At 40.1% G+C, this 11,931-nt stretch carries 9 protein-coding genes; 6 read left to right on the forward strand and 3 right to left on the reverse strand.

The features are described from left to right. Positions 1–599: 599 nt before the first annotated feature. Together QZ562_RS15765 and QZ562_RS15770 are read left to right on the forward strand one after the other, a co-directional pair. Positions 600–1,487, forward strand: a complete 888-nt coding sequence (locus QZ562_RS15765; protein ID WP_293762053.1) for a DUF1295 domain-containing protein — start codon at positions 600–602, stop codon at positions 1,485–1,487. A gap of 396 nt (positions 1,488–1,883) precedes the next feature. After that, positions 1,884–2,393, forward strand: coding sequence for a VC2046/SO_2500 family protein (locus tag QZ562_RS15770; protein ID WP_293762056.1), 510 nt, complete (start codon positions 1,884–1,886; stop codon positions 2,391–2,393). A gap of 54 nt (positions 2,394–2,447) precedes the next feature. Here QZ562_RS15770 and QZ562_RS15775 read toward each other — a convergent pair whose 3' ends face one another. Together QZ562_RS15775 and QZ562_RS15780 are read right to left on the reverse strand one after the other, a co-directional pair. Continuing rightward, the gene (locus QZ562_RS15775; protein ID WP_293762058.1) at positions 2,448–3,764 is read right to left on the reverse strand and encodes a Na+/H+ antiporter NhaC family protein; all 1,317 of its coding nucleotides are present in this window, start codon (positions 3,762–3,764) and stop codon (positions 2,448–2,450) included. A 126-nt stretch (positions 3,765–3,890) separates the two neighbouring features. Continuing rightward, entirely contained in the window at positions 3,891–4,895 is a 1,005-nt protein-coding gene (locus QZ562_RS15780) for a D-cysteine desulfhydrase family protein (protein ID WP_293762061.1), read from the reverse strand. Positions 4,896–5,128: 233 nt separating this feature from the next. Between QZ562_RS15780 and QZ562_RS15785 the strand changes: the two genes are divergently transcribed. After that, entirely contained in the window at positions 5,129–6,835 is a 1,707-nt protein-coding gene (locus tag QZ562_RS15785) for an RluA family pseudouridine synthase (RefSeq protein WP_293762088.1), read from the forward strand. A gap of 124 nt (positions 6,836–6,959) precedes the next feature. Here the strand turns inward: QZ562_RS15785 and QZ562_RS15790 are convergent, their stop codons facing one another. Continuing rightward, positions 6,960–8,636, reverse strand: a complete 1,677-nt coding sequence (locus QZ562_RS15790) for a BCCT family transporter (protein ID WP_293762064.1) — start codon at positions 8,634–8,636, stop codon at positions 6,960–6,962. 439 nt (positions 8,637–9,075) lie between these two features. Between QZ562_RS15790 and QZ562_RS15795 the strand changes: the two genes are divergently transcribed. From QZ562_RS15795 to yghU, 3 genes are all read left to right on the forward strand, one after another. After that, positions 9,076–10,080 (forward strand): rhodanese-related sulfurtransferase, encoded by a 1,005-nt coding sequence (locus QZ562_RS15795; protein ID WP_293762066.1) that lies wholly within the window; start codon positions 9,076–9,078, stop codon positions 10,078–10,080. 109 nt (positions 10,081–10,189) lie between these two features. Beyond that, positions 10,190–10,435, forward strand: coding sequence for an EF-hand domain-containing protein (locus QZ562_RS15800; RefSeq protein ID WP_293762070.1), 246 nt, complete (start codon positions 10,190–10,192; stop codon positions 10,433–10,435). 166 nt (positions 10,436–10,601) lie between these two features. Beyond that, complete coding sequence (gene yghU / locus QZ562_RS15805; RefSeq protein WP_293762083.1) at positions 10,602–11,474, forward strand: glutathione-dependent disulfide-bond oxidoreductase; 873 nt, start codon at positions 10,602–10,604, stop codon at positions 11,472–11,474. Positions 11,475–11,931 lie beyond the last annotated feature (457 nt).

Here is an 11,931-nt window from a genome sequence, read left to right on the forward strand (position 1 = left end):
CAACGTATATTGTTATTTATATAAAGGTATCCCACACTTCCAAACACAATAAAAATTTTTTGTTTCAAGATTATCCAAGCTATTAATGATCACGTTCTTTGCCATAAGTTTTTGACATCTGGCTTCAGTTAATAACTTTTAAGCATTGGCACGCACAAATAATTAAACAGTAGGAGAGGATTGATTCATTTAATTAAGAGCCTTCATATTTATGCTTCCTAGGCGTTAACTGTTTCAGGAAAAAACAGATATAGATTCATTGTGAGCAACTTACATTCATGTCGGATAATTTTATTATGATGCAGAGCTGCATCAGGTGTGAGAGATTATTCGTCTTTACAAGTCATTAGTAAAAATAGTGTTGACGTTTGATAGTATGTTGAATTATTTCTTCTTGTTAATTTTAGTATTTGAGTGCAAAAAATGGTTTGGTTAACTGGGAGGTTGATTATTTTTATCAGCATAAAACAAGTTGTATCGAATTTATTTTTATAGCTTTACTGGCAAAATAGATTCTTCAAAAGAACTTTTTTTGCATGGAAATGGTATAAAATCAAAAATTACTTTTAACCCTAAAAAAATCAAGGATATACAGCTTAATGCATTTTATTCGTGCCCTCATTATTCATATCGTAGTTTTTGCTATTGCTATAGGCGCTGTATGGGCAGGCAGTGACGGTGGCCAGTTTTTAAATGACAGTTTGGGGACTGGGCTAACTATTTTTGCCAGCTGCGCATTAATTGCATTTATTGCGCAGTGGATTGCTTTGATCCCAGCTTACCTATTCAAAACAGAACATTTTTACGATTTAACTGGCGGCGCTACTTACCTTGCAGTCATTGTCTTTGCTTTTTTTCAAAGTGAACAGCATGATTTACGTTCAGTGATTTTGGTCTGCCTAGTTGCTATTTGGGCGACACGTTTGGCCAGTTTCTTATTTTTAAGAGTGCGTCAACAAGGCTCTGATAGCCGATTTGATGATATAAAATTAAATTTTTGGCGGTTTTCTATCGCATGGACAGTGCAAGGTTTATGGGTACTCATTACTGCAGGTGCAGCCATCGCAGCCATTACGTCTAGTCAAAAAGTTGATTTTGGCTGGATTGGAACCTTAGGTTTAGTGCTTTGGTTGATTGGATTTTCAATTGAAGCGTTGGCAGACAACCAAAAACGGGTGTTCAGACAGCAAAGAAATACACAAAAAGAATTTATTCAAACTGGGTTGTGGGCTCGTTCTCGGCATCCCAATTATTTTGGTGAAATTTTGTTATGGATAGGTGTTGCAATTATTGCTTACCCAGCTTTGTATCAATGGCAACTAGTCACACTTATTTCGCCGTTGTTTGTCATTTTATTATTAACAAAGATTAGTGGTATTTCCTTGCAAGAAACGCAGGCCGATAAACGATGGGCAGACAGCCCTGACTATCACGCTTACAAGAAAAAGACCCCTGTTTTGATCCCTAAGCTGTTTGGGCAAAAGTGAGAACATTTCTCACTATAGCTAAGGGATTATGCTAAAGGTAAATGATGGCTAATAATTAGACGTGTTTTTTATTCAGTAATAGCCCCAGGTAATGTACCCAATACCCATCAAATTATCTGGGGTAACGTAAAGTGTGACAAATGATATCTACGCTATCTCATCCTCATTAATTTTTCGTCACCCTCTATCCCTCTATCCTTCTATCCTCCTATCCCGCTACACTCCGTGTTCTTTGTAGTTAAATATTTTTTACGCTTGTTCTGTTTTTTATGAGTAAGCTGGCATATAAGTTGGTGACTAGACATCACTGTTCCCATCATTAGAACATTTGAGGCTAAAGTCTTGGGTTGTTGGTGCGATAACTAGGTATCTGTTTATTTTTCAGCGGTAGTCATCTTGCTCGATTCGGTCAATACAAATCAACCTGATTTCAATGCTATTGGTGAAGCATTATTATCAAGTGACCATGAATTAAACGGCACGATTAACCGTGCCGCGGGTGAGGGAGCGAAATTTGCGTTAATACTCGCGATGCTTGAACAAGACTGTACCAAACGGCCATACCTAAAAGAATCTAAAGAGTTAAATCAGACCACTGATATTAATCACAATCTCAATCATTATCGCGGCAATCCTTTAAGCGCGAACGATCAATATTGGCAAACCTGTCAACAGACTAGTCAACTTATCAATAATGGACAATTACATTCTGCTCACCTGTGGTTAGCCATGCACCCTGAACCCTTATCTCTATGCAATAAGATAGATACGATTGATGCAAATGTTATTTCCAACTGTAGCCACAATACCCAAACACGTATCCGACAAACCGCAGAAAAAGTGGTTAATGTAGATGAAACCGGGTTGTATGATTTGTTACAAAAGCTTCAGCCTAGCACTTTTTAGGTTCCCGACAATATCAATTAGTGTGTATTTGCTACTGCGTAGATTTTTCTGATATCAGTTAAAGTCGTCTATTGCTTGGTCTTTAAATTTTGGTAGGCCGGTGGCAATGGCGATAACGCCAAAGACTAAAATCAACATCGGATACCAGCAGTAAGGGGTTAATGCTAAAGGTGATAAACCAGCCAGACTAGCCGCAGCTAAGAGTTGGCCACCATAGGGCACTAAACCTTGAAACCCACAAGAAAAAATATCTAGTAAGCTTGCTGTACGCCTTGGATCTAAATCATATTTTTCGCCCAAGTCCTTGGCAATAGGACCCGTCGATACAATGGCAATGGTATTGTTTGCTGTGGCTATATCTAATGTACTGACTAATGCTGCGGTACCATATTCAGCACCTTTTTTGCTGGAGATACGTGTAGTGATTTGGTTCACTAACCATTGAATGCCACCGTAAGCTTTCATTAAAGCCACTATGCCACCGATCATTAATGCAATGGCGACCATATCTTGCATCCATCCCATGCCTTTTTGTATGCTTAGCAGCATAGAAGGCAAGGTAAACAACCCCTTTGTTAAACCTACCGCACAAGCACTACCAATACCTACGCCCAACACACTTATTACGTTAACACCGAGTAATGCGCAGCCAATAATCAAAAGATAAGGCAACATTAACCAAGCATCATAATCCTCGGATGTAATGACAGCACTGCCGTCAATATCCACAAATATAAGTAATATAGCGGTGAGTAATGCAGCGGGTAAAACAATGATCAAGTTAGCTTTAAATTTTTCTTTCAACTGCACTCCTTGGGTACGAGTGGCGGCTATGGTGGTATCTGAAATGAAAGATAAGTTATCACCAAACATTGCCCCACCAATTACTATACCCACTGCAAGTGGAACAGGCACACCGAGGCTTTCGGCTAGGCCAATGCCTATAGGTGTGATGGCGGTGATTGTGCCCATAGATGTACCCATAGCGAAGGCAATAAAGCTAGTTATTATAAATAAACCCGGTAATAAGTAGGCTGTTGGCACATAATTTAGTGCCCAATTTACTGTGGCATCACGCGCCCCAATATCGATTGTAACTGCATAAAAAGCCCCTGCTAGTAAAAAAATTATCGCCAATAAAATAATCGTTTTATCACCACCACCTCGACAAAAAATATCAATCTTCTCAGCTATAGATAATCTTTTTTTTGAGTCGTTGAGTAATAATGCAAACCCCGCCGATATTGCAAAAGCAACTAAGATAGGCATGGTCGAAAAGTTTTGTGTCAACACGCCACTGCCAATCACTAACAGCATAAATAATAGTATGGGTGTTAACCCCAAAAAACGACCCGTAGACTTTTCTTGCATCAAAACGTACCTTTAAACTCAATTATTTAAACAAAAAACATAATGTTATAGCAAAGAACAGGGCGACAAAAGTTTGAAGATCATTTTACATCTCTATCTGTGTTCATTAAGGGTACTGGCGTCATTTTAGTTTACGCTATCAGGTTGAGAGAAGTCTAAATCATCTGCATAGGCAAACAAAGAAGGCGCTCCACCTGTATGCCAAAAAAGGACTTCGTCATTTTTTGTTATCTTGCCTGAACGAATAAGATGAATAAGCCCACTCATGGCTCTTCCTGTATAAACAGGATCTAGTAATATACCTTCAAACTTAGCCGTTAATGCAATGGCTTCATTTTCTTGTGGCCCAACAATACCGTAGCCACCACCTACATAATCTGAGTTTAAAATGAGCTGCTCTTGCGAAAAGGTATAATCAAGGCCTATGGTTTTTGCAGAAGCATTAACAAGCTGCGTCACGAGTTGCTCAAATGGCAGCTCGATATTGGTGTCTTTGTCTATATTGATACCCACTAATTCAAACGTTTTATTGTAAATTTGTTTACCTAAAATTAAGCCTGCGTGAGTACCACCAGAACTGGAAGCAAATACCACATGTGAAAACTCACGTCCTTTTTTTTGATGCTCCAACTCAGCCACAGCATCAATAAATGAGATGGCCCCTAGCTCATTAGAACCACCATAAGGCACTAAATAGGGCTTTTTGCCCTTAGCTTTGAGTTGTTCAAATATGCGGGGTATATCTTCCCCTTTTCGATTTGCTCCTGTCCAATGAATGTGACAAGCAAACATCTGATCTAATAATAAGTTACCTTGTGCTTTATTTGGCGCTTCCCCGCCAAGTAACAAATGACACTCTAGATTTAGCATCGCGGCGGCTGCAGCAGTTTGACGGCAATGGTTAGACTGAGCAGCACCAGCGGTAATAACTGTATCACAGCCTTGTCTCAGCGCATCGGCCATTATGTATTCGAGCTTTCTTGTTTTATTTCCGCCTAAGGCTAGACCTGTTAGGTCGTCTCTTTTCATGAATATCTTTGGGCCACCCAAAAATTGACTTAACTTCGACAATTCAACCAAAGGAGTAGGAAAAAAGCCTAACGAGGTTTTTTCAATATGTGCTAAGTGCATAGTTTGCCCTGAATTTACCCGTAATTTTATTTGAGTATACAATCATGGCTAAGTTAATATGTCATTGTTAATTCATTAGAACAATTTCTTATCACTCCAATTAATTGATGAGTATGCGTTGTAACTACGAACATGACTTTGATGTCTGCGCAGTGGTGGCTTACTTTGCTCTGATTATATTGGTAGTGTTTGTGAATAACGTTTAGCATTGAGCGTCATGTGTATATGTTGAAATTTCAGAATTAAGAGGTTTAGAAATTAAAGAGCCATGTTTTACTCGTTTTACATCGTCTATTGAAAAACATCACTTACCTGAACGTTTTACTTTTCCATTTTATTATCAACCGCATCCTCTATGTGTATTAGCTGCGCAGCAATTACAAAAACACCTTGTGACTCAAACTCAGTGGCAGCACAACTTTGGTTTGTTTGATGATCCCAATAATATCATTGGTAAGATGTTTGGGGTGCTACTGGTAAAGAATACAGCTGAAGAGTTAGGTTTTATATCCGCTTTTTCAGGTAAGTTAGCCGAGAAAAATCATATTCATGGTTTTGTACCCCCAGTATTTGATTTATTGACTGAGGACAGTTTTTTTCTATCTGAAAAGGTTGCTATTAATAAACTCAATGAAAAAATAAAAGAGTTACAAGACAACCAAAAACTATTCTTCTTAGAGCAAGAATTAATTACATTAAAGGCAGATCATACTCAACAATTATTAGTGCTAAGGGGCGAACTAGTAGAGAACCGTAAAGCCCGCAAAATACAGCGACAAACACTTCAGAATGACTTAAACAGTTCCATCACAGATAAAGAGCTAAAAGAGCTAGCGCAACAAAGTGTTTATGATAAATGGCGGTTAAAAGAGTTAAATAACCAGTCGCAACAATCAATAAGACAACGACAGGTAAAAATGGATCAGTTGACTAAGCCAATAGCAGAGTTAAAATTACAACGAAAAACTCTTTCGGCCGATTTACAAAATAGAATATTTTCACAATACCAGTTTTTAAATAAAAAGCTTGTACCTAAAAGTTTAGTGGACATTTTTGCAGAAACTGCGCTTAAAACCCCTCCAGCTGGGGCAGGGGAATGTGCTGCACCCAAGTTATTACAATACGCGTTTCAGCATCACTTAATGCCACTGGCTATGGCTGAATTTTGGTGGGGTGCCTCACCTAAATCAGAAGTCAAAAAACATCAGCAGTATTACCCTGCCTGTACAGGTAAATGTCAGCCTATTTTAAAACATATGTTGGTCGGTATGCAGATGGATGAAAACCCATTTCTTTATAATTATGCACAAGGTAAAAACCTCGATATTATTTATCGAGATCAAGACATATTAGTTGTAAACAAACCCTCAGAGTTTCTGTCCGTACCGGGTAAAGAAATATCTGATTCTGTATACCTGCGAATAAAACAGCAATTTCCTGACGCCACTGGGCCAATTATTGTGCACCGACTTGACATGTCCACCTCAGGTTTGATGGTGATAGCACTTAATCCCCAGGCTAACAAATATTTGCAAAAACAATTTATTCATCGAGAAGTACACAAACAATATGTGGCTTTAGTCGAAGGTCTACCACAACAAAACGAAGGAGAGATAAATTTACCTTTAAGAGGGGACTTATATGACAGACCTAAGCAAATAGTATGTAACCAATATGGCAAACAAGCCATAACGCAATGGCAAGTATTAGAGCGTCACCCTGAAAAAAATCAAACAAAAGTTTTATTAACACCACAAACTGGGCGTACTCATCAACTAAGAGTACATTGTGCTCATGCTAAGGGGCTGAATATGCCCATAGTGGGTGACGACTTATATGGAACGCTTGCAAACCGCTTACATCTGCAAGCGCAAAGTTTAAAAATCAAACACCCTGTTAGTAAACAGGTCATGACATTTAAGCTTGAAGCAGAATTTTAAAATTGTCGTTATCAAGAAGAGTCGTTATCAAGAAGAGTCATTATCAAGACACCCATAGCGATTAAATCCAATATTTAGATCCGTATTCACAGTGGGTATCTTTGGTACTTATTGATAACTCAAACTATTCAGTAGTCGTGTTTTTTTTGCTAGCAAATGTGGTTTGAACGCCAGCAGCCTCGCGGTGACCGTCGAAGTAGATAGCCATAACCAGTGAAAAACTCATTAAGACTAATACGATGGAAAACGGCAGTGCGCCGATGACCATGGCCATTTTAATGGCTGAAGTACCGCCTGAAATCAGTAGTCCTGCCACCACCAGTCCAAGTGCCACACCCCAGAACAGGATATGTGGTCGAGCCTTAGGGCCTTCGTCCCCACCTGCATTGATAGTGTTTACGATCAACACTGCCGAATCAGCCGACGTAATAAGGAAGGTCATTAACAGGACAACAATTAGTAGTGCCACTCCCCATGCTAACCATTCACTGATTGGCGCAAGCATAAACTCCGTCATGGCAAAAATCTTATCACCATTGGCTGCATCAAAGATTACACCATTGGCGCCACCATTGAGTTCCAGATCGATGGCTGTTCCGCCAGCCCAAGCAAACCAGACAAAACACATCAGCGAAGGAACAAACATTGCACCAAGCACAAATTCACGGATCGTCCGTCCACGTGAAATACGCGCTAGGAACATTCCTACAAACGGTGCAAATGCAATCCACCATGCCCAGTAAAATACTGGCCACCAACCTTGCCACTGTGTCAGTAAAAATTCCTCTGAATTTGCAACACCATCCGTCGTCCAGACATTAAAACTCATCTGAGGTAAGGCAATGATGTAATCCCAAATACCGAGTAACATGGCAGAGCCACCAAAAAACGTTGCGCCAAAGATAATAAAAAATCCCAGTAGGATGATCGACAAGAACATGTTGATGTTAGATAACCACTTGATGCCTTTACCTACACCTGATAGCGCCGACAAAGTTGATGCTCCCATGATTATGACTATAGCCACAATAATGCCAAAGGTGGTTGCAGCGCCTTCGGTATTGACTAAACCGCTAATACCTATACGAGTCAGTCCTGCAACAAACTGTTCCACCCCAAACCCCAGTGTCTGTGCCACACCTAAAATGGTCGCAACAACTGCTACAATATCGATAAAGTGTCCCAGGGGGCCAGACAGTGATTTACCAAACAGAGGGGTTAGAGATGAGCGAATAGTTAATGGTAGTGCACGGCGATAGCTAAAAAACGCCATAGATAAGCCTGCAATTGCATAACATGCCCATGCGCTCAACCCCCAGTGTAGGAACGACCACTTATAAGCCATTCGTACATTGTCTGCTGTACTGCCTGTGGTGAGTCCTTTAATGACTTCAGGGTTATTTGCGAAATGAGTGACGGGTTCGGCAACCGCCCATGTCAGCATACCAACGCCAATTCCGGCACTGAACATCATTGAAAACCATGAAAAATTTGAAAACTCAGGTTTTTCACCCGGTTGCCCCAGATTAAGCCGACCCGCTGCTGGCCACATCGCCAAGCCAATACATACAATCACAAAAAGAGCGACAACCCATATATACCAAGCTGCAAAATTTTCCAGAATAAGGGTGTTCCAATCACCCAATACTTTGCCTGCTTTGACGGGCCAAAAGATAGCCCAAACAACAAGTGCACTAATAATAATTTTACTGACGACGGTTACATCGACACTGAATCCGCGATAAAAACCGCTCGTAGCGAGCTTAATTGGAAGTTTCGATAAAGCTGGTTTTGGCACCATAATTCTTTTCCCGTTGACTATGCTTGCTGGAATTTTCTAGAAATCATCTAGGCACCCAAACGCATTATTAACCGACGAAGATAGCACAATTGTCAAACATACTGAATTGTGCTTGTTTTACTCCGGATTTATTGACCTGAGAGTGGGCTGCAATGATGCAAAATAGTGGTTGCAGCGATGTGTGGGTTACCTTTTCTTTATAGTCGATCTTTCAATTTAAAGAAGTATGCCAGACAAAACTAATGTTGTTTGAATAACGTAAACGCAAGCCTTGCGGGATGTTAGTTATTGCAACGCATACTTTAAAATCCCAACGCCTTTACTCAAAATCTCTAGTAATGTTTATATTCTCAACGTTGGCGCTATACCAATCAATCTGCTAGTATCCTGCAAATTTTTTTTGCTCTGGGATTACGGCCCAACTCGCAAGGTAATTGTTATGTCTGAACCATCAAAATATGTCGTATGTGCGTTGTACAAGTTTGTCACTCTGTCAAACTTTGCGGCACTTCGTGAACCTTTACTCCAGTTTATGGAGTTGAATAATATTAGAGGTACACTACTTTTAGCTGAAGAGGGCATTAATGGTACTGTTTCTGGCACGCGCCAAACTATTGATGTTTTGTTAGGTTGGTTAAATGCTGATGAGCGATTAAATCCTATATCGGTCAAAGAGTCCCTAGACGAAACCCAACCTTTTCATCGTACTAAGGTAAAGCTCAAAAAAGAGATTGTGACTATGGGCGTCGAGGGTATAGACCCGTTAAGAACAGTGGGTACTTACGTCAAACCTGCTGATTGGAATAGGTTGATATCTGATCCCGACGTATTGTTGATTGACACTCGCAACGACTACGAAATCGAGATTGGTACTTTTAAGAACGCGGTCAACCCAAATACAGACTCATTTCGTGAGTTTCCCAAGTTTGTGAAGAACAACTTAGACCCAAATAAAAACAAAAAAGTAGCGATGTTTTGTACCGGCGGCGTTCGGTGTGAAAAATCAACTGCCTATTTAAAAGAGCAAGGTTTTGATGAGGTATATCACCTCGAAGGTGGCATTCTTAAATATTTAGAAGATGTACCTAAAGACGATACCTTGTGGGAAGGCGATTGTTTTGTGTTTGATAACCGTGTGGCAGTCAATCATGATTTAGAGAAAAGTCATTACGACCAATGTTATGCGTGCCGTTTACCTATCACTGAACAAGACAAAAAAAGTGACGCCTATGAGGCGGGTATCAGTTGTCCCAAATGCTACGGTGCGCATAGCGAGGAACAACTTTCACGATTCAGAGAGCGCGAGAAACAAGTTAGTTTAGCTTTAGAGCGTGATGAGGAACATCTTGGTTTGGAGGCACGGAAAACGATTAAGTTAAGGCGCCAACAGAAGGCCGCTACTCGGCGCGCGCAGCGAACGGCTATGGGCAAAAGTAACGGTTGAATGACTTGAAAATCGACTACTCATTTGTCCGCTTTTATCAATAGAACATAGACACTGGCTCGTGATAAGCGTTAGTATTGGCTTATTAAAATAAATGATTGAATAATCTATGTCTGAAAACGCATTAGCCCCAGAAAAAATTGCAGAAGCTCGTAAAGAGTTCGATTTCTTTGATGCTGACGGCAGCGGCACAATAGGCTTGAGAGAGTTTATTGATTTGTTAACAGTGCTATCGCCTAAAACTAAAGCGAGTCATGTTCAAGAAGGCTTCGGCTTAATCGATAAGAACAATGACGGCTCCATCGACTTCGAAGAGTTTCTAGAATGGTGGCAACAATCTTGGTGGGAATACTAACGATAGTTGTTAGTCACATTCTATAAAAAGGGCTTCAAATTTTTGAAGCCCTTTTTTATTTCTTGTAGTCCATTTTTTATGAATGGTTTATGTTTGACGTTCTACCCCCATAACTACTTGTAAGAACAGGATAATTATTCACTTTGCTTAAACGGGAAACATAAATATGACAGATGCAACTTACGTCCCCCCTAAAGTATGGAAATGGGACGCTGGTAGTGGCGGGAAATTTGCTAATATCAATCGACCTATTGCGGGTGCAACCCATGATAATGTGCTACCAAAAGGGAAGCATCCCATGCAGTTACATTCTTTGGCGACGCCCAATGGTGTAAAAGTCACTGTGATGTTAGAAGAATTATTGGCAGCTGGCATCACCGGGGCTGAGTATGATGCTTTTATCGTTAATATTATGGAAGGTGATCAATTTGGTAGTGAGTTTGTTGATATTAATCCTAATTCAAAAATTCCTGCTTTGATGGACAACAGCACTAATCCGCCTACCCGTGTTTTTGAGTCGGGGGCGATTTTGTTATATTTAGCAGAAAAATTTAATGCTTTTTTACCTAGTGACACTGCGAAAAAAGCAGAGTGTATGTCATGGTTATTTTGGCAAATGGGCAGTGCGCCGATGTTAGGTGGTGGATTCGGACACTTTTACGCTTATGCGCCAGAAAAATATCAATACCCAATTGATCGCTATGCGATGGAAGTGAAACGTCAACTTGATGTTCTTAATATTCAATTAGCAGATAAAGAATATATCTGTGGTGATGAATATACTATTGCCGACATAGCCATCTGGTCATGGTACGGCGCAATGGTACTGGGTAAGTTATATGAAGCAGCTGAGTTTTTAGATGTTGAGTCATATACACACTTACTCCGCTGGGCCAAACAGATTGATGCTAGGAACGCTGTGAAGCGCGGTAAAATGGTTAATCGCAGTTGGGGCCAGCCTGAAGGCCAATTACGCCAACGAAATGATGCCAGCGATTTTGAGACAAAGACTCAAGATAAGCTCGAACCTTCGGAGTAAAGTCTTATTCTTATATTGAGTTTTATCGTCGAAAACTAGTTTATACGCACCCTTAAGGTGCGTATCTGTTTTATTTCTTAATATTTCTAGTCACACTATGGGTAATTGACGACCTAATGTCTTGTTTGCGAAATGTTTTAAATAAAGTGTTTTAAATAAAATAAACGTTATTGTTATAACCCTATATTTGTGAATTATATGCTGCAAGTCTAATCTATATGGTGCAAAAATTATCCTAGGGTCGATTAGATGTAAATGATGGCAGTTCGAACAAACGAAACGTTCAAGTAATTCAAATTTAGGGCAAGAAGGTTGCTTAACAGAATGACAATTTAGTAAAAGCGGTCAGTTCAATTGAGGTAAGCGCCACTGACTAGTTTTGACACTCAGTTTACAAATGGCCTCAAGCGAGCAATGGCCTCAAGCTAGCAATGGCCTCGAGCGAGCAGTGCACAGT

Origin of the sequence: uncultured Paraglaciecola sp. (genome assembly GCF_913058035.1) — a bacterium.
Taxonomy (GTDB): domain Bacteria; phylum Pseudomonadota; class Gammaproteobacteria; order Enterobacterales; family Alteromonadaceae; genus Paraglaciecola.

Excerpts from the sequence above, each read along its gene's own strand:
- QZ562_RS15765 (WP_293762053.1), top strand. The coding sequence starts at position 600 with ATGCATTTTATTCGTGCCCTCATTATTCATATCGTAGTTTTTGCTATT.
- QZ562_RS15775 (WP_293762058.1), bottom strand. The coding sequence starts at position 3,764 with ATGCAAGAAAAGTCTACGGGTCGTTTTTTGGGGTTAACACCCATACTA.
- QZ562_RS15780 (WP_293762061.1), bottom strand. The coding sequence starts at position 4,895 with ATGCACTTAGCACATATTGAAAAAACCTCGTTAGGCTTTTTTCCTACT.
- QZ562_RS15790 (WP_293762064.1), bottom strand. The coding sequence starts at position 8,636 with ATGGTGCCAAAACCAGCTTTATCGAAACTTCCAATTAAGCTCGCTACG.
- QZ562_RS15795 (WP_293762066.1), top strand. The coding sequence starts at position 9,076 with ATGTCTGAACCATCAAAATATGTCGTATGTGCGTTGTACAAGTTTGTC.
- QZ562_RS15800 (WP_293762070.1), top strand. The coding sequence starts at position 10,190 with ATGTCTGAAAACGCATTAGCCCCAGAAAAAATTGCAGAAGCTCGTAAA.
- yghU (WP_293762083.1), top strand. The coding sequence starts at position 10,602 with ATGACAGATGCAACTTACGTCCCCCCTAAAGTATGGAAATGGGACGCT.